General features: G+C 43.8%; 26 protein-coding genes. 6 read left to right on the top strand and 20 right to left on the bottom strand.

The genetic code is table 11. The features are described from left to right. Positions 1–11: 11 nt before the first annotated feature. From D891_RS0104435 to msrA, 5 genes are all read right to left on the bottom strand, one after another. Entirely contained in the window at positions 12–968 is a 957-nt protein-coding gene (locus tag D891_RS0104435; protein ID WP_025209827.1) for a 6-phosphofructokinase, read from the bottom strand. Beyond that, positions 965–1,474 carry a hypothetical protein gene (locus D891_RS0104430; RefSeq protein WP_025209826.1) on the bottom strand — a complete coding sequence of 170 codons (510 nt, stop codon included), beginning with the start codon at positions 1,472–1,474 and terminating at the stop codon, positions 965–967. Before D891_RS0104430 ends, D891_RS0104435 begins: the two co-directional genes overlap by 4 nt. Further along, positions 1,475–1,678, bottom strand: coding sequence for a hypothetical protein (locus tag D891_RS0104425; RefSeq protein ID WP_025209825.1), 204 nt, complete (start codon positions 1,676–1,678; stop codon positions 1,475–1,477). Beyond that, positions 1,678–2,850 (bottom strand): iron-containing alcohol dehydrogenase, encoded by a 1,173-nt coding sequence (locus D891_RS0104420; protein ID WP_025209824.1) that lies wholly within the window; start codon positions 2,848–2,850, stop codon positions 1,678–1,680. The genes D891_RS0104425 and D891_RS0104420 overlap by 1 nt, the downstream gene beginning before the upstream one ends. 62 nt (positions 2,851–2,912) lie before the next feature. Next, complete coding sequence (gene msrA, locus D891_RS0104415; RefSeq protein WP_025209823.1) at positions 2,913–3,461, bottom strand: peptide-methionine (S)-S-oxide reductase MsrA; 549 nt, start codon at positions 3,459–3,461, stop codon at positions 2,913–2,915. A gap of 438 nt (positions 3,462–3,899) precedes the next feature. Between msrA and D891_RS0104410 the strand changes: the two genes are divergently transcribed. Genes D891_RS0104410 through D891_RS0104385 form a run of 6 tightly spaced genes read left to right on the top strand, consistent with a single transcriptional unit; the run spans position 3,900 to position 9,510 of the window. Further along, positions 3,900–4,619: a methyltransferase domain-containing protein gene (locus tag D891_RS0104410; protein WP_025209822.1), complete on the top strand. Its 720-nt coding sequence runs from the start codon at positions 3,900–3,902 to the stop codon at positions 4,617–4,619. Further along, on the top strand, positions 4,616–5,575 hold the full coding sequence (gene wtpA, locus D891_RS0104405; RefSeq protein ID WP_025209821.1) for a tungstate ABC transporter substrate-binding protein WtpA: 960 nt from the start codon (positions 4,616–4,618) through the stop codon (positions 5,573–5,575). The genes D891_RS0104410 and wtpA overlap by 4 nt, the downstream gene beginning before the upstream one ends. Next, positions 5,553–6,329 (top strand): ABC transporter permease, encoded by a 777-nt coding sequence (locus D891_RS0104400; RefSeq protein ID WP_025209820.1) that lies wholly within the window; start codon positions 5,553–5,555, stop codon positions 6,327–6,329. Before wtpA ends, D891_RS0104400 begins: the two co-directional genes overlap by 23 nt. A gap of 49 nt (positions 6,330–6,378) precedes the next feature. Continuing rightward, the gene (gene waaF / locus D891_RS0104395; protein ID WP_025209819.1) at positions 6,379–7,395 is read left to right on the top strand and encodes a lipopolysaccharide heptosyltransferase II; all 1,017 of its coding nucleotides are present in this window, start codon (positions 6,379–6,381) and stop codon (positions 7,393–7,395) included. Next, the gene (locus D891_RS0104390; RefSeq protein WP_025209818.1) at positions 7,392–8,411 is read left to right on the top strand and encodes a glycosyltransferase family 9 protein; all 1,020 of its coding nucleotides are present in this window, start codon (positions 7,392–7,394) and stop codon (positions 8,409–8,411) included. Before waaF ends, D891_RS0104390 begins: the two co-directional genes overlap by 4 nt. Continuing rightward, positions 8,338–9,510, top strand: coding sequence for an RtcB family protein (locus tag D891_RS0104385; protein WP_025209817.1), 1,173 nt, complete (start codon positions 8,338–8,340; stop codon positions 9,508–9,510). The genes D891_RS0104390 and D891_RS0104385 overlap by 74 nt, the downstream gene beginning before the upstream one ends. Here D891_RS0104385 and D891_RS0104380 read toward each other — a convergent pair. Genes D891_RS0104380 through D891_RS0104310 form a run of 15 tightly spaced genes read right to left on the bottom strand, consistent with a single transcriptional unit; the run spans position 9,507 to position 23,985 of the window. After that, positions 9,507–9,836, bottom strand: a complete 330-nt coding sequence (locus D891_RS0104380; RefSeq protein WP_025209816.1) for a hypothetical protein — start codon at positions 9,834–9,836, stop codon at positions 9,507–9,509. The two genes, D891_RS0104385 and D891_RS0104380, sit on opposite strands and share 4 nt — an antisense overlap. Continuing rightward, positions 9,833–10,486, bottom strand: coding sequence for an endonuclease III domain-containing protein (locus D891_RS0104375; protein ID WP_025209815.1), 654 nt, complete (start codon positions 10,484–10,486; stop codon positions 9,833–9,835). The genes D891_RS0104380 and D891_RS0104375 overlap by 4 nt, the downstream gene beginning before the upstream one ends. Then, positions 10,483–12,375: a SurA N-terminal domain-containing protein gene (locus D891_RS0104370; protein ID WP_025209814.1), complete on the bottom strand. Its 1,893-nt coding sequence runs from the start codon at positions 12,373–12,375 to the stop codon at positions 10,483–10,485. The genes D891_RS0104375 and D891_RS0104370 overlap by 4 nt, the downstream gene beginning before the upstream one ends. Before the next feature lie 31 nt (positions 12,376–12,406). Next, a complete protein-coding gene (locus D891_RS0104365) occupies positions 12,407–12,952 on the bottom strand; it encodes a Maf family protein (RefSeq protein ID WP_025209813.1) in 546 nt (181 codons plus the stop codon). Then, complete coding sequence (locus D891_RS0104360; protein ID WP_025209812.1) at positions 12,949–15,657, bottom strand: hypothetical protein; 2,709 nt, start codon at positions 15,655–15,657, stop codon at positions 12,949–12,951. The genes D891_RS0104365 and D891_RS0104360 overlap by 4 nt, the downstream gene beginning before the upstream one ends. Further along, the gene (secF, locus tag D891_RS0104355) at positions 15,658–16,626 is read right to left on the bottom strand and encodes a protein translocase subunit SecF (protein ID WP_025209811.1); all 969 of its coding nucleotides are present in this window, start codon (positions 16,624–16,626) and stop codon (positions 15,658–15,660) included. Positions 16,627–16,639: 13 nt separating this feature from the next. Further along, positions 16,640–18,244 (bottom strand): protein translocase subunit SecD, encoded by a 1,605-nt coding sequence (gene secD, locus D891_RS0104350; RefSeq protein ID WP_025209810.1) that lies wholly within the window; start codon positions 18,242–18,244, stop codon positions 16,640–16,642. An 11-nt stretch (positions 18,245–18,255) separates the two neighbouring features. Beyond that, positions 18,256–18,561, bottom strand: coding sequence for a preprotein translocase subunit YajC (yajC, locus tag D891_RS0104345; protein WP_025209809.1), 306 nt, complete (start codon positions 18,559–18,561; stop codon positions 18,256–18,258). 9 nt (positions 18,562–18,570) lie between these two features. After that, positions 18,571–18,795, bottom strand: a complete 225-nt coding sequence (locus D891_RS0104340) for a DUF2905 domain-containing protein (RefSeq protein ID WP_025209808.1) — start codon at positions 18,793–18,795, stop codon at positions 18,571–18,573. Next, positions 18,779–19,273: a 2-C-methyl-D-erythritol 2,4-cyclodiphosphate synthase gene (gene ispF / locus D891_RS0104335; RefSeq protein WP_025209807.1), complete on the bottom strand. Its 495-nt coding sequence runs from the start codon at positions 19,271–19,273 to the stop codon at positions 18,779–18,781. Before ispF ends, D891_RS0104340 begins: the two co-directional genes overlap by 17 nt. Further along, complete coding sequence (ispD, locus tag D891_RS0104330; protein ID WP_025209806.1) at positions 19,258–19,893, bottom strand: 2-C-methyl-D-erythritol 4-phosphate cytidylyltransferase; 636 nt, start codon at positions 19,891–19,893, stop codon at positions 19,258–19,260. The genes ispF and ispD overlap by 16 nt, the downstream gene beginning before the upstream one ends. Beyond that, positions 19,890–20,729: a site-specific tyrosine recombinase/integron integrase gene (gene xerA / locus D891_RS0104325; protein WP_025209805.1), complete on the bottom strand. Its 840-nt coding sequence runs from the start codon at positions 20,727–20,729 to the stop codon at positions 19,890–19,892. The genes ispD and xerA overlap by 4 nt, the downstream gene beginning before the upstream one ends. Continuing rightward, positions 20,716–22,050, bottom strand: a complete 1,335-nt coding sequence (locus D891_RS0104320; protein WP_025209804.1) for a M16 family metallopeptidase — start codon at positions 22,048–22,050, stop codon at positions 20,716–20,718. Before D891_RS0104320 ends, xerA begins: the two co-directional genes overlap by 14 nt. Beyond that, on the bottom strand, positions 22,047–23,387 hold the full coding sequence (locus D891_RS0104315; RefSeq protein WP_025209803.1) for a M16 family metallopeptidase: 1,341 nt from the start codon (positions 23,385–23,387) through the stop codon (positions 22,047–22,049). The genes D891_RS0104320 and D891_RS0104315 overlap by 4 nt, the downstream gene beginning before the upstream one ends. Beyond that, entirely contained in the window at positions 23,380–23,985 is a 606-nt protein-coding gene (locus D891_RS0104310; protein WP_025209802.1) for a LemA family protein, read from the bottom strand. The genes D891_RS0104315 and D891_RS0104310 overlap by 8 nt, the downstream gene beginning before the upstream one ends. Between the last annotated feature and the right edge of the window lie 9 nt (positions 23,986–23,994).

Genomic DNA, 23,994 nt, shown 5'->3' with positions numbered 1-23,994 from the left:
TTTGTAAATAATTACCGGGTCATCCTTTCGCCCAACTGCAGTAAGAATGGGTTTATTGTGTATTTATGAGACACCACATCATCGATAGATAACAGGTAAAACGACTCATCCTTAAAGCCGACCATGTGGTGTATATCGCTGTTTAGGTTCTCCAAAGCAAACTCAACAAACTTATAGGCCATCAATCTATCAAAGACCGTCGGATTTCCACCCCTCTGCACATGGCCAAATGTTGTTATCCTTGTCTCCATTCCAAGCTCGTTCTTTAAAAAATCAGCAACCTCCTGCGTTTTAGAAGCACCTTCGGCAACAACGGCCAACACATAGCCCCTGCCGGCTTTTATCTGTTCAGATAACCTTTTCTTTATCGATGGGAAATCCACCTCCATCTCGGGTATTACGCAGATCTCGGCTCCGCTTGTAATGGCACTCACCAGGGCCAGATAACCGCACTCCCTGCCCATCGTCTCAACCACAAATGCCCTGCCAAACGAGGATGCAGTATCCCTTATGTTGTCAAGAAGCGTCCTTATAACATTCAAGGCCGTATCAACGCCCAAACAGTAATCGGTTCCGTATATGTCGTTATCGATGGTGACGGGTATGCCGGCAAAGTTTATGCCAAACTCGTTATAAAAAACATCCATAGCCCTGAACGAGCCATCACCACCAAGCACGATAAGCCTCTCTATGTTGGCCGCCTTGAGATTCTCAAAGGCCTTCTTTCTAAAGCCGTAATCGTAAAACCTCTTTGACCTGGAAGACCTGATAATCGTGCCGCCTTTGTGGAGGATGCCGCCAACATCCCTGTATGTCGCCTTCTTTATCCTTCCATCGATCAAGCCCTCAAGCCCGTCATAGATAAAATACGGCTCCCAACCCTTCTGTATGGATAGCTCCACAAAGGCCTTAAGCGCCGGATTCATGCCGGCAGCATCACCGCCTGATGTAAATATGGCCACCCTCATTGCGCTCTCCTCATCTTTACTATCCTTATGTGCTGTTTCTTAAATTCCACCTCTTCAACAACCTCCACCCCTTCAAATAGATCCATCTCCCTATTCAGGCCACCAAAGGCGTTTTTGTCTGTAATCCTCAGCGTGGTCTCAAAAAACACGCTCCCAGACAGATAACACACGCAATATATATACCCATCATCCTTAAGATAATCAATAACCCTATCTATATCGTCCTTTTTCATATAGTATGTGCTTATGAAGAAGACAACCTTATCGACCTTTTGCGGTGGTTGCAAGAAGGCCTCTTCCACATTCCAGGAGAAGTAATCGTCCTTATCCATAAACTCAACCGCTAAAGACTTAAAGTAATCCACCTCTCTATAGACGACAAACAGGCTCTCCCCCTTCTTAGGCTCTATGTATTCGACGGACTTTATAATATACGGCTCATACTGGAACCGTCTTGCAAATCGGGATTTCTGGAGTTTTAAGATGAGATTTGTTATAGAACCCATTTATTCCTTGCTCTCTGATGCGTTGTCTTCGACCTTTTTACCCTTAACAGGTTTGGTTATGTTAATCCTATAACCCTCCTCGGCAAACTTATAACCCGCATAAGCCCCACCAGCGGCAGCACCACCCACAAGCAGCGGTGTGCACGAATACAAAGGCAAGCCCAACAGCAAAAAACCCACAAACCAGACAACTATCCTTCTCATCATCCCTCCAGGGCTTCGTAATAGATCTGCCTTATATCGTCCTTTGTGAAATTACAAGGGCTGTTTTTAATGCCGTGATCCATAGTCCAAAAGGTTATATCAACAAGCTCATCGATTGTCCTTTTATCAAAGCCAAAATCCCTTAATGTCTTATTAAGGCCAATAGCCTCCTTAATCTTAATAACACCGTCCACGCAGCGCTTAGCCGCATCGTCTATATTCATGTTGGATATATCCTCTCCTAACAGGTATGCAATATCTGCAAACCTCTCCTTATTACACTCAACGGCCCTTTTTAAGAAGGGTATCATAACCATAGACAAACCCAAACCGTGCGGCAGGTCGGGCCTGAAGGCGCTCAAAGAATGCTCAAGCGCATGGGGAAGCGATGCCCTTCCCACATTCAGAGCCATACCCGCAAACATGGCAGCCAGGCTCATATTATCCATAGCGTTCTTATCCCTTGATCTATAAGCCTTGACCAAATTAACACCTATCAACGATATAGCCTCCCTGCAGTAAACATCGGTTATGGGACATGCCGACTTTGAGGTATAGGCTTCTATTGCATGGGATAGCGCATCAAAGCCCGTGTTTGCCACTACACCCTGGGGCATCGAATAGGTCAGCGTCGGGTCAATCAACGATACCGTCGGGTATATGGATAGGCTCGAAAATGCAACCTTAACCCTCTTTTTGTTATCGTTAAACACGGCATAGCGGGTAACCTCGCTGCCAGAACCGCTTGTTGTGGGCGAGCATATTATTGGATAAGCATCAAGCACATTTAAAGCAGGATCCTCCCTTAACTCCCAGACGCCCCTATTCTGCTTTGCACATATCGATGCAATCTTGGCCAGATCCATTGCGCTGCCGCCGCCAACGGCAACAACGACATTAAGCCTATTTTCAAGAATCTCCCTTTTGGCCTCCTCAATGGCCTCAACATCGGGATTCTGCGGCGTTTTATCGAATACAACAACCTCCTCTATCTTCGGACTCCTTTTGAAGCTCTCCAAAATCACATCCAGCTTCTTAGACTCCCTTAAATGCCTTCTGCCTATTACCAGCAAAACCCTGTTGCCGTTTCGAGCCGTATAACCGGCTATGTTCTTTATCTCATTCGGTTTAAAAATTATCCTCAAGGGCGAGTAAAAATTAAACTCTATCATCTTAAACCCTCCCAAAAGGGGTTTGCTTGAATATACCCTCTGGATTGAAAAAAATCAATTACCTAAAGGCGCTCGGATAGGATTTTATCGATCTGCTTGCGCCATTTGTTGAAAAAACAGGCCCTGCCCGAAAAATCATAGTATTGTTTATAGTGCTTGGGGTATTTTTCAAAATAACGCTGATGGTAATCCTCGGCATCATAAAAGCCCTCAAACGGCAGAATCAGCGTGGCAATAGGGCGTTCAAACAGGCAAGCCTCCTCCAAAATCTCCTTAGACCTAAAAGCAAGCCTCTTCTGCTCATCCGTCGTATAGAAAATGGCGCTTCTGTATTGACTGCCCACATCGCAGAATTGACCATCCGGATCTCCAGGGTCTATATTCAACCAGAAAATCCTAAGCAGTACTTTATAATCAACAACATCCTCTTCAAACAAAACCTTTACCGCTTCAAAATGCCCCGTTAGTCCTGTTGAGACCTTCTGATATGTGGGGTTTTTCAACCTACCACCCGTATATCCAGCTTTTACATCAACCACACCGTCCAAACCGCTATAGGCCTTCTGCAGACACCAAAAACAACCACCGGCAAATACAGCAACGGCACACATAACACCCCTGTGGCAAGTTATTGCTTAACGACCATAAATCAACAAATCTAAATCACCATTCAACATACTCCTCAGTCGACTTGATACCGCTTTTGTAAAGATATTCCATGAAAAGTCTCGAAATCACCATTCAACATACTCCTCAGTCGACTGATGTTATAACTAAGCATAATGCAAATTGCCGATTTTTTCAAATCAATGGTTCTTGTTGTTTCTATGCAGTGATAGAAAAAAGTTGGAGAATGTATGCCTAAATTCATTTTCAAACCCTGCATTCTGGGCATGTCATTTTCAGATATTGGCGTTTTGACAAAAAATTAACTTTTGAAAAAGTTAGAGAATCACCTTGTAAAATACAAAATAACCCTGATACACAAAAAACAATAAACCAAACATTCAACTTTAAATTTCAACAAAAGTTGGGTATATTTTTACCAAATGGGATTCAACGAGTCGGCATTAAACTATTTCTATAGCTCAGACCATAAACAGGGCAAAGATTTAGACTTCTGTAGGGCTTACTTTAAGGATTACAGCTTCAATAGACTATTAGACATAGCCTCAGCAGCGGGGCATTTTGCCAAAATCTTCAATGCAAAAACAACCATACTGTGCGATTTAAGCCTCAACATGCTCAAGGTTGCCAAAGAGAAAAACAACTTCAACAGGCTCGTTCTGTGCGATGCCCACGCATTGCCGTTTAAGAGTTCTGCATTCGACATAACAGGCTGCAGGATCGCACTCCACCATTTCAAAAACCCTCAGATGTTCTTCTCAGAGGTAAGGAGGGTCTTAATAGACGGGGGTTTCTTTGTGCTGATAGACAGCATTGTCGACATAGACGATGCACATCTAAACAGGATCGAGCTTTTAAGGGATAAAACCCACATAAAAAGCTATACAATCAAGGAGATTATCAACTTCTCAGACGGCTTCAGACTGTTGAGTTTCCATACGATATTTAAAGAGCACAACTTCGATGAGTGGGCAAGCAGGCTATCACCATCAAAGAAGCAGCTTGAGGCAATAAAAGAGGCGTTCTTGAATCTGCCTGAAAATATAAAAAGACACCTAAGGCTAAAGATAGAAAACGGCCGTATCGTATCATACACAGATAAAAAAGGTGTATTTATATTCCAGAAGGAGGTTTACTTATGAGACTGTTTTTTGTTCTGTTGTTTTTGGTTTTACTATCACCGCAGGTGCTGGCTAAACAACCCATTGTCGTATTCCATGCAGGAAGCCTGTCTGTGCCGCTAAACAAGATCGCAGCTGCCTTTGAGAAGGAGTATCCCCAATACAAAGTGGTGCTTGAGGCAAGCGGCTCAAGGATGGCAGCAAGGAAGATATCGGATCTGCACAGGCCAGCCGATGTTATGGCATCGGCCGACTATTCGGTTATAGACAACCTCTTAATCGACACAGGAAATGCAAGATTCAACGCACTATTTGCAACAAACGAGATGGTCATAGCCTTTACCGACAAATCCCGATTTGCAAACAAGATAAACCCCAACAACTGGGTCGATATACTGCTTAGAAAGGGTGTTGTGGTAGGTCATTCCAACCCAAACGATGACCCCTGCGGATACAGGGCAATGCTTGTGGCCAAGCTGGCAGAGAAATATTACAACAAAAAGGGCTTCTTCAAAGAGCTGTTTGGCTATCCCGATTACTATCAAAACGGATTTGAAAAGAAGGGCAAGGTAATAGTCAGACCCAAAGAGACAGACCTATTGGCGCTGCTTAACATGCACTATATAGATTACATTTTCATCTATAAATCGGTCGCTATACAGCACAACCTGAGGTTTATTGAATTACCCAAAGAGGTCTGCCTGTGTTGTAAACAGTTTAACAAGATTTATAATACGGTCTCATTCAAGGTAAGTGGTAAGAAGCCCAACGAATTCATCACAAAGAGGGGATCTGCCATGATATACGGTCTTACCATACCGGAAAACGACAACTCCCCCGTAAACAGAAAGGGTGCTGTATTGTTTGTAAAGTTCATCCTATCGAAAAAGGGGCAACAGATCATAAAATCCTGCGGTCAGGGCGTAATATCACCGCCTATAATCAAGGGCAACGATGAGATACTTAAAGAACAATAGCCTCTTTCTTATTTTAGGCATTCTATTATCAACAATCCTGCTGGTATTTTTGTTCATACCAATCTTTAAGATACTCTTTGCCGTTCCACCATCAAAGCTCATGGCCTCCTTCAAAGACCCCCGCATCACATCATCGGTAATCCTGACGCTAAAGGTTTCGGCAATGGCAACGGCAACAACGGTGGTGCTCGGCCTGCCGCTATCATACATACTTGCCCGATACGAATTTCCGCTAAAAAGAACCATCGAGGGCTTAATCGATGCACCGGTTATGATACCCCATGTGGCGGCGGGCATAGCGCTGCTTATGGTCTTTGGCAGAGAGGGCATTCTGGGCGGGGCTTTTCAAAAGATAGGCGTAGTCTTTTTAGACACAAAGGCGGGCATACTCATAGCAATGATGTTTGTCTCTGCTCCGTTTTTCATAAACTCAGCAAAGGAGGGATTCAAAAAGATAGACAGACGTTTAGAGCTTGCCGCCAAAACCCTCGGGGCAAGCAACCTCGATGTGTTCTTCAAAATAAGCCTACCGCTGGCAAAAAAGGAGATACTAAACGGCGCCCTGATGATGTGGGGAAGGGGCTTGGGTGAGTTTGGGGCTGTGGTCATCATAGCCTATCACCCCATAACCGCCCCTGTTATGATATACGAAAGATTCACATCCTTTGGCCTGGAGTATGCCCTGCCCATAAGCAGCCTGCTTGTTGGTATATCCATCTTGATCTTCATCATCGTAAGATTCCTATCAAGATAACAAAATCAAAACTTTGAAAAAGCCACAATTTTTTTGGTATTATTTGAGGATGTCTGGTCGTTATCTGATTATTCAAACGGCTTTTTTGGGCGATGCCATATTGACAGAACCCATAATAGAGACAATAAAAACGAACGAGCCGGGCTCGTTTGTCGGTATCATGGTAATACCCCAAAACATCGATGTATTCACGCTAAACCCCAGGATAGATGTAATCATACCGTATGATAAACACGGCAAGGACAACGGCATAATCGGCTTTAAGAAGATCATAAACGCCATACGGGAGTATAAGTTCGACTGCCTGATCTCACCGCACATGAGCTTCAGAAGCAGCCTTATAGCGCTATTCTCAAAAATACCCAAAAGGATAGGGTTTAAGGATGCCGATGCAAGCTTCTTTTACACCCACAGGATAAAAAAGCCAAAAGGCATACACGAGATAGACAAAAACCTCAGATTACTGGACCCTTTGGGCTTTAAAAAGATAGTCAGAGAGATCAGGCTATATTGGGCTGAGGAGAACAAGCGTTTTATAGAAGGGATATTCGAGGCATACTCCATATCCTCCCAGGACAAGGTCGTGGTGGTCAACCCATCGTCTGTCTGGCCAACAAAGAGGTGGCCTAAGGAGCATTACAGAGAGCTGGTAAAAATGCTTTTAGATGAGGGTTTAAGGGTCGTTCTAATAGGAACACAGAACGACATACAAATATCGGATTTTGTTAAGGATTCAGACCCGAGGGTTGTCGATTTAACGGGAAAAACGAGGATAAAAGACCTGTTTTACCTAATAGCCTGGGCAAGGCTTCTAATAAGCAACGATTCAGCCCCCATACACATAGCCAGCGCATTCAATACGCCCACCATCGACATATACGGGCCAACGGTGCCTGAATTCGGCTTTTACCCTTTAAGCGAAAAAAACAAGATTATCCAGATAGAGAACCTATCGTGCAGGCCTTGCGGTAAACACGGCAGTATCTCGTGTGCAGCAAAGCACTTCAGGTGCATGATGGATATAAAACCAGAAGAGGTCTTTAAGGCAGCTATGGAACTGCTATGAGATTCCTTATCATCAGATTCTCCTCACTCGGCGACATAATCCAGACAACGGCCCTGGCATATACCCTAAAAAAACTATATCCCCCGTCCCGTATCATCTATGCCACAAGACCTGAGTTTGAGGATCTCTTAAAAAGCCAGCCGTATATAGATGAGGTTTACAGCCTAAACTCAAACATAAGCCAGCTTGCAGAAAGGATAAAGGATGTTGACTGCATACTGGATCTGCACAAAAATCCAAAGAGTATCGCACTAAGCAGCCTATTAAAGACAAGATGTATAAAGAGGGTCAACAAGCACACCTTATACAGAAGGGCTCTGGTTTACAAGATAAGGCATCCGCTCTTGAGGAGAAAAACCAAAGACAACATAGAGGATCAGCTTGCACTATTGAACATCAAAGACAACGGCCTAATAAAGCCCAAACTCATTATACAGCCAAACAAACAAGACAACGCCGTCGGCATGGCCGTTGGGGCAAAGTGGGAAACCAAGATGTGGCCAAAGGAGCACTTCAGAAGATTAATAGAGCTCATAATGGAGAAAACCGACAAAAGCGTCTATCTGTTTGGCTCAAAGGAGGAAGAACCGATAGCAGATTTCATTACCGATGGCTTTGGCAAAAGGGTAAAATCATTTGTCGGGAAGCTAACGATATACCAGACCATCCAGCAGATGACATCATGCAGCGTGTTTGTATCCAACGATTCAGCTCTGATGCATGCCGCTGTAGCCTTGGATATACCCCTTGTTGCCATATTCGGCCCAACGGTTAAGGGGTTTGGCTTCTTCCCAAGGGGTAAATCGATTGTCTTGCAAAAGGAGCTATCCTGCAGGCCCTGCTCTCTTCACGGCTCAAACTCTTGCCCTAAGGGTGATTTAGAATGTATGATGAGCATATTGCCGAATGAGGTATTTGAGGCTATATTAAGATTGGAGCATGATAAAGAAGGTTATAAAAAAGGGCAGGATACCCATAAAACTGTGGACAGACCAGATAGAGGAAGGGGCACTTAAGCAGGCTGAAAACCTATCCAATTTAGAGTTTGCCTTCAGCCATATAGCCATAATGCCCGATGTCCATGAGGGTTTCGGTATGCCGATTGGTGCAATTGCGGCCTTTGAGGATGTTGTTATACCCCATGCCGTCGGTGTGGATATAGGCTGTGGAATGCACGCAATCAAAACCAGGCTCTCTCAAATCGACAAAAAGCACCTGCAGGCCATCGTAAAACTCATAAGAGGCACCATACCGCTGGGCTTTGAGAAACACAAGCTGCCTCAAGATAAAAAACTCATGCCGTCTCCTATCTCAAAACTAAACAAAAACTCAGTGGTTTATAGGGAATACGACAACGCCCTTCATTCACTTGGGACACTGGGCGGCGGTAACCACTTCATAGAGATACAGGAGGGCAGCGACGGATTTATCTGGGTTATGATCCACTCAGGCAGCAGAAACTTAGGCAAGCAGGTGGCCGACCATTACCACAGGCTTGCAAGGAAACTAAACCAGAGCATGGGATACCCGGTGCCTGAAAGCTATGGACTCTTCTTCTTAAGCACAAAATCCCAGGAAGGGCAGATGTATCTTGATGAGATGCACTTCTGTATCGAGTATGCAAAGGCAAACAGAAGGCTTATGGCAGAAAGGATTATAGGCATAATGGAGGCCGTCCTATCAAAAAGGGACATAGTAATAGAAGAACACGATGTAATCCACAACTATGCAAGCTTAGAAAAACACTTCTCAAAAAGGGTATGGGTGCACAGAAAGGGTGCAACAAGGGCGTTTGAAGGGGATATATGCATAATACCCGGTTCTCAGGGCTCAAAATCATACATAGCCATAGGATTGGGCAACAGCGAAAGCTTTAAATCCTGTTCACACGGCGCAGGCAGAACGCTAAGCAGGCATAAGGCAAGAAAAACCCTATCTCTGTCTGAGGAGGTAAAAAGACTCAACAAATTGGGAATCATACACTCCTTGCACTCCAAAAGGGATTTGGATGAGGCACCAAGCGCCTACAAAGACATCAATACGGTTATCAACAACCAGACCGATCTGATAAAGCCTATTGTTGAGCTAAAGCCGCTTGCGGTAATAAAGGGTTAGAAGTTAAAGCCCTCCCCTAAGGCACCGATAATGGGCAGGGGCTTGATCTTTCCCGAGGCGGCGTTATATATGCCAATGATGTTAAGCACAAACAGAACAACCGAGGCAACCCACCCTAAAATAACACCAATCAACGGAACAAACCACAGAAAGCTGGCCAATATGCTGCATATCAGAAGGGCAAGCCCCTGTTTTACATGGTAAACCGTATATGGATTATCCTTCTGTAAAGCAGCGGGTATGATGATCAAAAGGCCCAGATAGGCCAACCAGGCCAGGGCCCTGCCCCGCCTTATGTAATCATCCATGCTGTTTGACCCGTTCATCTAAACCTAACAACACCCCTTCTTGAGCAATAATCCCTTATGGTGCATTTAGAACAAAACGGTGATACAGGCCTGCAGATGTTCTGACCAAATGGCACAAGCAGATCGTTAAACTCTATCCAGTATTTTTTAGGCAGTATCCTTCTTAAGGCAAATTCGGTCTCTTCAGGTGTCTTTGTATCGACCAAACCGAGCCTGTTGGATATACGATGCACATGAATATCAACGCAGATTGCCGGTATATTAAACCCCTTGGCCAGCACAAGATTGGCCGTCTTTCTGCCTACATTGGGCAACTTAAGCAGCTCATCCAAATCCTCGGGTATCTGGCCGCCGTATTTATCTATAATGATTCGGGCTATCTTTTTTAGGTTTTTGGCCTTTGTTTTGTAAAAACCGACAGGATAGATGAGCCTTGCTATCTCATCCTCATCAAGCTCTGATAACCTGTGTATGTTATCTGCAACATCAAACAGCCTCATGGAGGCCTTAAGGGTTGTCTCGTCTTTTGTTCTTAGGCTTAAAATAGTCGAGACCAGAACCCTATAGGGGTCTTTGTCCTTTGCAACCTGCGTCACGACAGGCTCGACAAAGCCCCTATAGGCCTCCCTTAACAGCTCAATAACCTCATCAATCTGGTCTATTCTCATAGCTTGGGGTTTATCTTGATCTTGGTCTTCTTCTTCAACTGCTCAACGAACCTATCAAGCACCTCGTTTTCCTTCTCCGATAACAACTCGTTTCTTATGCTATCCTTTAGCTTATTAAACTCCTTCTTATCAAAGATCTTATCCACAACCTCAAATACATAAACCCTCTTACCCTCTTCACACTTATCAAAATAACCCTTGCCCTTCTCAAATATCCTATCCATCACCTTCTCGTTCAACGAACAGGGAAACTCATCCGTCGGCATGAGTTTTGTCAAGCCCTTTACGAGTTTGGCCTTCAAGCCGAACGATTTAGCAACACTATCAAACGGCTTGGATGATTTAAGCTCCTTCAAGGCCTTATCGGCATAAGACCTTGCAAGCATAAGGGCCTTCTGCTCTATGTAATCCTTCTTAACCTTATCCTTTACCTTCTCAAACGGTGGTATGTATGATGGCTTCTTATCGACCATCTTATAAATAACATAACCCGACTCAGATAGATCGGGCCCAAGCAAGGCGTTCTTATTAGACAGCAAGGCCTGCTGAACCATTTTCGAGGTAAATGGGCTTTCGGTCTTCTTTAGGCTCATGTAATCGCTCTGTTTTGTCTTTAGACCGAACTCTTTTGCAACCTCATCCATAGTCTTTTTAGAATCCCTGATCTTAACGAATATCTTATCCGCCTCAATGAACCAGATCTTCTTGGCCTTGAGTGTCTTTAAGTAATCCTCTATCTGCCCTTTAACATCCTTAAACTGCCTGACAAAGGGCTTCTTTATGTCCTCAACCAGCGCTATATGATAGCCAAACTTCGTCTTGAACGGCTTTGAGATCTCGCCCTTTTTGAGTTTTACTATGTTATTCCAAAAATCATCCACAACCATATTCTTGGTAACATAGCCAAGCTCACCGCCCACATTCTTGGTGTATGTATCCTTTGAATACTTCTTGGCAGCCTCCTTGAAGGATATCTTCTTATCCTTCAATAGCTCATAGACCTTCTCTGCCTCCTCTTTTAGCTGACTGTCGGTCTTGTTATCGCCTGCGATCAAGATGTGAGCCACCTTTATTCTCAAAGGCACCCTAAAGTAATCCTGGTGGGCCTTGTAAAATGCCTTTGTCTGGTTGTCTGTTATCTTTATCTTGCCCTTAACATAGTCCAAAGGCACAACGATGTATTTAAACTTCACCATCGTCGGTATGCGGTAATCGTTCTTGTGCTTTTGAAAAAACTCCTTAAGCGCCTTATCGTCAACCTTAACCTTGTTCTTAAAGGCTTCAGCATCAAAAACCATAAACTTCAGATTTACCTTTGAGTAATTCTTATCAAAGAACGATTTAACCTCATCGTCGCTTACCTTCAAATCCTTAAACAGCTTCTTCTTTAGCTTATCTATATACAAAACAACCCTTAAGGAATCCTCATAATCCTTCGGGTTTATGTTGTTGGCCTTAAGCAGGGCCAAATACTTCTCCTTCGAGAACTTGCCGTTGTAAAAGAAGGCTTTATTGGACTCTATAGCCTTAAGCACATCCTCATCTGTGACCTTTATCCCCTCCCTTTTGGCCTCTTGCAAAAGCAGGGCCCTCTCAATAAGCATGTCGATGGTTTTCTGCTTTATATTCAACTTCCTTATGTCTTCATCGCTAAAATTGCCCCCCTTAAGCTGGGTAAGCATCTGGACATAGAAGTTGTAAATGTTGTTATAGGTCTTTTGATAGTCCTGAAAGCTTATCTTGGTATCGCCCACCTCGATGGCGGTGTTGCTGCCCATGGTAAACGGCCCCCTGACAAACAGATACGCTCCACCTATAATGAAGGCCGCAGCAGCGATCCAGAGCAAAATGGCAAACCTCTTTATGTTATTCCTCAAAAAGTCAAGCATAAACAAACCCCCTTTTTAAAAAGTATGCCCATTATACACTCGATTTTAGAAGCCTGCAAAGCCTTTTCATGGGAAGCCCTATAACGGTTGTCTTATCGCCCTCTATTACCCTCATAAAACCTGAGGCCTTACCCTGAATGGCATACCCTGCAGCCCTGCCCTTATACTCCCCTGTATCCAAATACGCCTCGATCTGATAATCGCTCAATCGATCCACTTTAACCAAAGCCCTCTCAACAAAGCTAACGCTGCCCTTATCGCTCACTATGCTAACACCGCTAAAACACTCATGGATCCTGCCGGATAGTCGCCTAAGCATATAGAACGCCTCAAGCCTATCCTTGGGCTTACCAAACACCTCATCATCGAGCACTATAACCGTATCGGCACCTATCACAATCAATCCCTCTTTATAAACCGAGACGGCCTTCAGATAACTCAACCTCAACACATACTCATAAACAGCCTCACCACTCAACCTGCTCTCATCTATGTTCGATACACCAAAAACCACATTCCGCTTACACTTTCTTATAAGCTTCCTTCTTGCCTTAGAAGAACTTGAAAGCACTATCATTCAAAGAACTCCAGGCTCTTCTTCTTAACAAAAGACATAGCAGAGGCTACCTTACTAAGCAGATCGTCCTCATCCAGCAAAAAACCTGCAATCAAGGCGCCTTCATCATCAAGCTTTGTTGAGTTGCCAGAAAGCCTTAAGGCGTTTAACACCTTCAAAAGAAAGAGATAAACCTCCTTTAGATTAGAAACATCAAATATTACCCTCTTTTCTATCTCATCGATTAAATCAGGTATACTGCTGCCCAGCTTCATACACCCATTCTCAAAGCAAATAGCCTGAACCAAAAACTCAATATTGGTCAGACCGCCCCAGGAGCTTTTAAGATCCAATCCACTGCCCTTGTTCTTCTCTATCTTCTTAAACATCTCATAGATGGATGCCCTGCTGGGCGGGTCTTTAAGAACAAAATCCCTATAGATGGTCTCTACCTTATCCTTATCAAAGCCGCAGTATATAACCGTGGATTTCTGAGCCGCCTGCTTCTCCCAATCCTGGGCATCCTTAGAAAAATAGCTCTTCAGATAATCAAGATCAACCACCAACGAACCCTTATCACCAAACGGCCTCAACCTCAGATCCACATCATAGAGCCTCTTAAGCTCCCTGGTTATCTTAACAACATTTGTCTGCTCCTGCCATGCATCCCTATGGCAGACAAACACCAGATCCAGATCGCTGCCTACAAACAACTCAGAGGTGGCCAACTTTCCATAACCTATAACACATAGATTGTTGTTTTTGTCCCATTTCTTGACCACATCGTATATGAATCTTTTTGCAAACTCGCTCGACACAGCCAAATCCTCATGCCTAAACGAGCCACTGAACAACCTCAAAGCTATCTCAAACTCTATCCTTTCCTTCTCCCTCTCGCTTATAGCCTCAACGCTCAGGCTGCCAGGCGAAAGGAGTGTATCCAAAAGGAAGGGATACTTGGCAAACCGATCGCCGTAATCTATGCTTAAAAACTTAACCAACACCCTAAACAAGTTCCTGTTTGAGTATATGGAGGCCGTATATGCGGGGTTTAGCTTATCGAAACCCAGCACCACATTCTCAAACCTGCCTATATCCCTGCTTAACTCAAAGGCGTTGTTGAATATACCCTCAATAACAGACGGCTTAACATCGCTGGCCAAAAACTTCTTTACCACACCCGCCATAACCGTGGCTATCCTCTCTGCATCAGACCAGCTATAGCCAAACTCACACAGATAGGCCTCTATATCCTCAGGATTGGACAAAACGGGAAGCGATCTGTCCTCTATGAATATCCGTCTGAATATCCTATGGACGATATTTGTTATCCTGTTGTATCTATCGACAAAATCATTGATATCTTTACAGTCAAGCTTTTCGGCCAGTTTCTTCAGCTCTACCTCATCCTCGGGCAATCTCTGCTTTTGTTGCTCATTCAACAGCTGTATCTTATGCTCGATCCTCCTTAAAAACAGGTATGCCTCTCTTAAAATCCGGGTATGGCTTAAAAGATTCAACTTGTCTAAAAGCTCAAGGCCCCCTGTCGTTGATACATGCCTAAGTTCCTCTATCTTGCCTCCGTAAATCAGCTGAAAATAGTTGACTATAAACTCAACCTCCCTTATACCGCCCTCACCTTTTTTTACATCCAACTTGTTTGGAGCGATGAATCGGCTCACGCTTTTTATCGAATGCTTCTTTATTTTAAATAGAAGCCTCCTTATCTCCTCTATGTATTCCACATCAATGGAGCGCCTATACACAAACGGCTCAATAACAGCTAAAAACTCCTTACCCAACTCAAAATCACCGGCAACCGGCCTTGCCTTTACCAAAGCAAGCCTCTCCCACGGCTGACCGAATGTCTCATAATAGGACTCATACTCATCAAGGCTCATGGAGAGTGGATACGCATTGCCGCCCGGCCTCAGTCTGACATCGACCCTATAAACAAACCCGCCCTCCTTGTTCTGGTTGAGTATAGAAACAACATTGGAGGCTATTCTGTTGAAAAACTCACCATCACCCCTGTGCACAAACATCAAATCTATATCTGATGAGAAATTAAGCTCCCTGTTGCCTAACTTCCCAAGACCAATAACACAAAAATCCCTCTTTGTATATTCCTTCTTAAGCTTTCTAAATGCTATCTCTATTGCCACCTCTATCAAGGCATCGGCCAGATTCGACATCTCCTCCATTACCTGTTCAAACGGAGCAGCACCTATGATCTCCCTTGTTGCAATACGCAGATACTCCCTTTTTCTGTAATGCCTCAGGAGGTATTCCATCCTATCGACGGTAGAGGCAGACAAAACAAATTCCCTTGCCTCTTTCAGATAGCTATCCTTGCCTTTCTTGTTGGCCAGCGTATCGTTCTCAATAAGCCAGAAGATATACTCCGGGTTGTTTATCAAAAAAACGGAGAGCGTGTTGGATTGGCAGAATATACCAAACAACACCTCACCCACAACCCTGAAGGACATTATAAGCTCAAATATGGTCGATTTGGCTGTGGAGTTGGCTAAGAAATCGGCAAAATAGGAAAATGCTGTATCCCTGTCTTCACAATTGGCAATAACCGCCTCTAAATTAGGCAGAGCCGCTTTGAATTCGCTAAGCAGCTTATACTGCGAGGTTATGTGCAGGATGATATTATAGGCCCTCTTCTTATCCTCAAAGAGGGCCACGAAGCGCTCAAGCAAAGCCCTATATAAACCCACCTACATTTTCATGTTATCGAATTCAAACTTCTGCTTGAACTTCTCTGTCGAATCGACTTCCTTCTTTTGCGGTATCAACTCACCCTTAAACATAAGGAGTGTTGGTGATGCTATGAATATAGAGGAGTAAGTTCCAGAGATTATGCCAACCAGCAAGGCAAAAGACATGCCCTTTAAGGCGTGTCCGCCAAACAGATACAACGACAATACAACAAACAGCGTCGTTCCTGCTGTCAATATCGTCCTTGAGAGCGTCTCACTGACACCCATATTGATCGCCTCTGTATTGCTTAACTTCCTGTTGGTCTTTACCTTCTCCCTTATCCTGTCAAATATGACGATGGTGTCGTTTACAGAGTATCCCACGATGGTCAGGATGGCTGCAACCACATCAAGCGTAAACTCATACCCAAATATGGATAAAAACCCAACGGTTATCAATACATCATGCACAAGGGCTAATATAGCGCCTATGGCAAACCTGTATTGGAACCTCAAGCTTATGTAAATCAGAATGGCGATCAGGGATAGAACAATGGCTATTATGCCCTTATCCCTGAACTCCTTGCCCACCTTCGGGCCTACCATATCCACCTCTAAAATCTTATAGCCACCCTTAAACTGCTTATCCAATAGCTCCTTAAGTTTCGATTCTATAGAGGTTGTCGTGGACGATGTGGACACCTTTGTGTATATGATGTATCTCTTATTGCTTCCGCCTATATTCTGAATCCTTGAGTCGGCAAAGAATTTGGAGTTCTTTATGGCATCCCTCAGCGCAGAAACATTTACGGGCTTGTCAAACTCCACCTGTATAGATGTTCCTCCCTTGAACTCTATACCGAGCTTCGGGCCCTTCCATATCAAATGGCCTACGCCTATTAAAATCAAAATCAAAGACAGCGAAATGGCTATCTTAAACTTCGAGACAAAATCGATCAAAATCCCTGGCTTGATAAACTGAACCATACCCCACCCCGCATCAAATACTTAACTTTGACGGCTTGAACTTATCTAAAACAATCTCAAATACCGTCTTGGTGAATGTGATAGCCGTAAACATATTCGCTAAAAGACCTATAGCCATGGTAATGGCAAAACCCTTAACCGGACCGCTGCCAAACTGATACAGAATCAAGGCAATTATCAGTGTTGTAATATTGGCATCCAAAATCGTTATAAACGCCCTTGAATACCCCGTGTTGACAGCATCGTGTATGCTTCTTCCTATGAGCAATTCCTCCCTTATCCTTTCGTATATCAAGACATTGGCATCGACCGCCATTCCAACGGTCAGGGCAATACCTGCAATACCGGGCAAGGTCAATGTGGCATGCAACATCACCATCGTCCCAAAGATAATAACGATGTTCAATATCAATGCCAGATCCGCCAAAACCCCCGATAATCTGTAATAGAATATCATAAAGAGGATAACGGCCAAAGCGCCGAATATCATGGCCTTCTTACCCTTCTCTATGGAGATCTTACCCAGCGATGGGCCTATGGTTACCTTCTGAAGAACCTTAACCGGGGCAGGCAGAGAACCGCTCCTTAGAACCAAGGCCAGATCATGCGCCTCTTCAAGCGTAAAATTACCGGTGATCTGACCCCTTCCACCGCCTATCCTGCTCTGGATGACCGGTGCAGAGTATATTACATTATCCAAAACAATGGCAAGCCTCTTGCCTATGTGTGTGGCCGTAAACTTGGCAAAGATCTTAGCCCCCTCAGAATTCAATTCAAAGGCCACATACGGCTGGTTGAGTGTGCCGCCAAACCTTACGGTGGCATTGGTTATCATATCACCCGTGATTACAGGCTCCTTCTTAACCACAAAGGGTATCTTGCTAATCTCACCGGTTGTTGGATCCCTCTGAATCTGATACAACACCTCATCATCGGGAGGCAGATTGCCATTCAACGCATCGGACACATCAACCTTATCATCAACTAAATGCAGCTCAAGTCTGGCTGTCTCACCCAGCAACCTGACAGCCCTATTGGCGTTCTTTATACCGGGTAAGTCAACAACGATGTGGTCATCGCCAGCCTTTACAACCGTTGGCTCCGTAACACCGAACTGATTGACCCTATTCCTTATAACGCTTATGGCCTGCTCAATGGCCCTCTTCTTTATCTTGTCGGCTATCTCCTTCTTCAGCTGGATAACAATGGGGTTGCCATCATTTATCACCCTGTAATTGGGAAGGCTTTTAATGATAAGATCCACGGCGCGGTTTATGTCTTTATTATCGACCAAGTGTATCTTGATTCTATACCCTTCTGCCTCGGGTATAACGCTGTCTGCAGCTATCTTGGCATTGATAAGCTGCTGCTGTATATTCTCAGCCGCCCTTGAGATAACCACAAAAACGGCTTTATCCGTATCAACACCCAGAACAAGATGCATTCCGCCCTTTAAATCCAATCCCAGGTTTATGGTATCTGTAGGCAGAAGGCCGTTAAAAAGCGAGGATATCTCCTTGGCTTTTTGTTTACCTATAAGGCTTGGAAGCGTGTATGCCCCAAAAATGGCAACAATAACGATAATTATAACCAGTTTTATCCATGTGGAAGTTTTCATGGCTCACCCTTCTATTGTTTTGATACTATGCTATGCTTGCTGACCTTAATCTGAACACCGTCGGCTATCTCAATAACAAAATTATCCTCGTTTACCTTTACTATGGTGCCGTATATGCCGCTTGATGTGATTATCTTATCACCCCTCTTCAGGGAGTTTATGAACTCCTGGTGTTTCTTCCTCTGCTTCTGCTGGGGCAGTATCAAAAACACATAGAAAACCACGACAATGAGAATCAACGGAATAATCTGAGCCCACATGCTCGGTTGTGGTGCGGCAGAACCGGTTGCAAATGCTTCGGGAACTAAAGAAAACATACACCCTCCTTACTTCAGTTTTCCCAGAAAATAAAAAATAACCGTTAGGATTATACTTAAAATGATACTGCTTGCAAGGGGAAAGTAAAAAGTGAAGTTATCCTTCTTTATGATAATATCCCCAGGCAACCTGCCAAACGGAATTTTGGTTATCTGGGGCAGATAGCTAAACAAGAGCCCTATAACGATAAAGATAATCCCAATCACTATAAAAAGCTTACCAAATCCGCTCATTTTTCCCCCTCAACATAGCCACAGCATATGCACTAACACCTTCACCCCTGCCTTCAAACCCCAACAGCTCCGTTGTTGTGGCCTTTATGTTGACTATCCCTTTATCTATCCTTAAGGCCTTTGCTATATTCGATGCCATCGCCTCCTTATACGGCTTCAACTTAGGCTTCTGCATAACAATTGTTGCATCTATGTTGCCAACCTCAAAGCCCGCCTCATCAATAATCTCCCTTATCCTCTGCAAGAAGAACAAACTCTTTATGTCTTTGTATTTAGGGTCGCTATCGGGAAACATCTCCCCTATATCACCAATACCCAAAGCCCCGATCAAGGCATCACAGATGGCATGTGTTAAGCAATCCGCATCCGAATGCCCTAAAAGCCCGTAATCGTATTCTATGTTAACACCACCCAATATCAACGGCCTGCCCTTTATCAGCCTATGCACATCAAATCCAAAACCTACCCTAAAAGACATCCAACTATCCTCAAATCGTCTTTTGTGGTTATTTTAATATTTTTCCTCGACCCTTCAACTATTTTGACCCTGCCGTAATACCTCTCCCACAACGCCGCCTCATCGGTAAAGACCTCATTCATGGCCAATGCCCTCTTAAGAGCTTCAAGCAACCTATCCCTCTTAAAGGCCTGGGGCGTCTGTGATATATAGACCCTCTCCCTGTTTAGTGTATCAACACTAAAGCCGTCCTCAGAAAGCTTCAGCGTCTCATACGCCTTAATAGCCAAAATAGCAGCATCAAAATCCCTAACCGCCAAGATTAGCCTTCTGACCATATCATTATCTATAGCAGGCCTTGCAGCATCGTGAATCAAAACAAATTCACCATCGGAGGCCAAAACACCGTTGTAAACCGAATGCATCCTCTCCTTGCCACCCTCAACAATCCTTGCAAAGTTGAACCTATCGGATAGAAAATCCATATCCTCCCTTCTTGCAACTATCACTATCTTACCAAAATCACTTAAAACCTCCACGCTGTAATCGATAACCAGCTTACCATTCAAGGGTTCAAACTGCTTCTTTGAACCAAACCTCTTACCGCTGCCTGCTGCCACAATGACGCTTGTAAGGTTCATTTCAATATCTCCAGCTTATGGAATGCATCCTCCACAGTTTTATCCGTTATGTCTGTGTAAATTTGGGTTGTTGTTATACTGCTATGTCCCAGCATCTCCTGCACAGCCCTTATATTTGCCCCGTTCTCTATCATGTGCGTGGCAAACATATGCCTCAACAGATGGGGGTGAACATCGTATCCTTCTTCCTTAAAGGCCTTCTTTATCAACTTCCACAAACCCTGCCTGGTGTAAGGCCTACCCCAGCCAGACAGAAACAGATAGTCGCCTGCTCCGTTGCCCTTTATCTTTGATCTGTTGTTCTGTATGTAATCCTTTAGCCTTTCAATCGTTCTTTTGCTTACAGGGACAAACCTCTCCTTTGAGCCCTTACCCTTTATGCGCAAAAATCCGGCATCAAAGGCTATATCCGATATTCTAAGGTTGGCAATCTCACTAACCCTCAAACCGGACGAATACATAAGCTCCACAATAATACCCACCCTCTTGTTATCCATCACCCTCTTTATGACATCAAACGGTATGTATTGCGGCAGCTTCCTGTGTTGCTTTTTGTTCTTTATCGTATTCAGATCAAAGCTCAACAACCCCTGCTTGATCAAGAAACGCAGGAATGACCTGAAACTTGAAAGTTTCCTGTTGTATGTTGAGGGCTTATATCCCTTCTTTGACAGCCACAACACAAACTCGCCAATATTGTCGTTATTTAGCTGCCTATCTTTAAAAAACTCCGCAACGGTTTTTAGGTCGTTAGCATAACTGTCTATTGTGTGTTGCGAGGCCGCATGGAGTTTAAGGCTATAGATAAATCTATCGATTAGCCTATCTATATCCATACCTGTTGGCCAATTCTCTTATCTCATTCTTAAAATCCCTAAACGAGACAACACCAATCGAAAGGCTGCCGCCAAATATAGACTTGGCTGCATCCCTCACATCAGCAATAGTTATAGATCTTATCATCCTCTTATCAAAAACCCACGGCTCATCTCCTAAGCCATTCATCTCACCAAACGCCAATCTGGATGATATGCTTTGAGGCGTTTGAAGGCCTATCAACATAGAGCCAACAAGATACTCCTTTGCAGCTGTAATGTTCTTTTTGGTTATGTATCCATCAAAATTGCCTATATCCTCAAACACCCTCTTTATGGCATCCAAGGTAAACCTATTCTGTGTCTGCAATCCTATAACAAAGACGCTCCTTTTAGGAAGCCTGTAATTAAAAGCAAAGATAGAGTATGCATATCCGTGTTTTGTTCGTATATCCTTGGTTAAGAACGAATTGAGCTTACCACCCAATATATTGGCCAAAATCAGGCTCGCATAGTACTTCTTGCTCGGATAATCAAACGACGGAAAGGCAAAATAGATATAGCTCTGCTTGGTGGCGGGTTTTACAATGTTTGTTATATTAAGACCGCTTCTGAACGATACATCCTTAAACCTCTTCAAGCCGCTTGTGTTTTTAACAGAAGAGAATGTCTTTTCAAGCTTAATCTTTAATTGGTCTGTATCGGACAGACCGCCTGCTAAGGCAACAACCATATTGCCTGATGAGAAGTATTTTTTAAAGAAGCCCTTTACATCGCCTCTTGTGATGCTCTTCAGTCCATCGAGCGTTCCTATGCTTGTATGCGAATACTCACTCTGGGCTATGAGGCCTTCAAAGGCCGCATGTATGGCAAGATAGTCCTTGTCGTTCTTTAGCATCTTAAGCCTATCGATAACCTGCCTCTTTACTATGCTAAAGTTCTTCTTATCAAACCTGCTCTTTAGAATCTCACCCACCAAATAGAACATCTTATCCATATTCTCTTTCAGGCAAACGGCAGATATGGTTATATAACCCTTTGATACAGAAACAGAGCTAATAATACCGTATTTATCAAAGAGGAATCTGAGCTTTTTTGATTTTAGATGGGCTGTATCGCAATTCTCCAAAGTGGTGGCCAAGACCTTAGCCTCACCGTATTTGCCCTTCTCATCAAAGACACTGCCGGCTCTAACCATTACGGTCATACTAACTATAGGCACATCGGTGGTCCTTGCTATAACATACCTTAGGCCGTTGGTCAGCCTGCCCTTTTGAATCTGAAAACCGTAAGCGTTGACGACAAGAACAAAAGACAAAACAATCGCTATTAGATACCTCATCTTAGAACACCTCTAAAGGAGGAGCTTTTTGTCAACACTGCCCCTTTCTGTGGAATCAGAAACACATCCGTTTCGTTTTCTTGCGTAAAATACTTCCTTGCAACCCTGACAACATCGCTCTTTTTCACGCTATCGATGAGTTTTATATAGTTGTTGTAATAGTTCAAAAGCCCAAAGGCCGCATAAAAGGCCATGTTTCTGTTCCTGCTGCCCAATGTCTGTTGAGATAGATAGTAATCCATCCTTGCCTTCTGCTTTGCCAGCCTCAACAGCTCATCGTCAAACTTACCAGCCTTAATCAGGCTTATCTGGTTCAACACAGCAGCCCTTGCTGGGTCAAATTTGGTTTTCTTTGATAGATCGGCGAATATCTCAAACAACCCCTTATCGTATATCCTTCCCTCATTACCGCCGTCTATATCCACAAGCACATTCTTTTTTCTCACCAAATTATCGTAAGCCAAAGCCGTTTTGCCATCAAAGAGCATATAGCTTATAAGATCCAAAACCACCGTATCGTTATCGGATGCAGGCGGTATCTTAAATGCTATGGCCATCTTTTTAAACTCCGAGGGTTTTTCTATATACGCAATGCGCCTACCCATCTGTTTTGGTTCTTTGGTTATGTGCCTGTCTATGGTTTTTGGTCTCTTCTTACCAAACAGCCTTTTAATTAACCTTAAAACCCTTTTCTCTTCAATATCACCACTTACAACAATCACCGCATTGTTGGGCGAGTAATACCTTTTGTAATAATCCCTCAACATCCCTATAGTGTAATGCCTTATGTCATAGGCAAAACCTATGGGCGTCCACCTATAGGGCGATGCCTTATAGGCTAAATTATGGAGGGTAAAATACAGGAATCCATCGGCATTGTTGTCTATCCTCCACAATCTTTCCTGATACACCACGCTCCTTTCTTTTAGGAACCTGTCCCTCTTAAGCAACAGGTTGTCCATGTTATCTGCATAGAAGGACAACACATCCTTCAAGGCCTTTTTGGAGATTGTGCAGAAATAGAGCGTATAGTCAAACGATGTCTGGGCGTTATCAACACCGCCAAATCTCGATGTCAACTCGTCGATGTATCCATCCTTAAAGTGTTTTGATCCCCGAAAGTTCATATGCTCAAGCATGTGCGATATGCCGGTTATAGAGTTATACTCATCCACACAGCCGACCCTATAGAGGATGGTGACATTTACTATCGGAAGCGTGTTGTTCTTTTCAAGGTAAACCTCAAGGCCGTTGCTTAACACATAACGGTTATACTTCGCATGGGCATTAAGCCCTATCAAAACAAGGAACAGCGCCAACAACAGCCTCTTATGCATAGACAAAAACCCCCACAAGGCCGGATTCCTTATTGAAGTTTACCTTCGGCACCTCTTTATCCTTGGGATTTTCAACCTTGAAGTAAACAGCAGGCTTAAAGCCCAACTTTGATGCTATCAGGTTGGCAGGAAACATCTTAATGGCGGAATTATACGCCTTTACTGCATCGTTATACCTCTTTCTGGCAACGGCTATCCTGTTTTCAGTACCTTCTAAGTTGTCCATGAGTCTGGTAAACTCCTCATTGGCCTTAAGCTCGGGGTATTTCTCGACTATCAGAAGCAGCCTTCCTATAGCACCCTCAAGCTGATTGCTCGCCTTTATCTCATCCTTAGGGCTTTTGGCATTCAAAATATTGGCCCTTGCCTTTGCAACATACTCAAAAACCTCCTTTTCGTGCTGGGCATAACCCTTCACGGTATTAACCAGATTCGGTATGAGATCGGCCCTCCTTTTAAGCTGCACATCCACATCGCTCCATGCAGCATCCACGCCCTCTTTAAGCTTAATAAGCTTGTTGTAAGTGGAGTAATAGTAAATCCCCGCTGCTATAACCAAAAACAACAAGAAAGCAATTACACCCAAAACGCCCTTCATCTATCACCA

Origin of the sequence: Hippea sp. KM1 (assembly GCF_000526195.1) — a bacterium.
Classification (GTDB): Bacteria; Campylobacterota_A; Desulfurellia; order Desulfurellales; family Hippeaceae; genus Hippea.
This window is presented reverse-complemented; position numbering and strand designations above follow the sequence as displayed.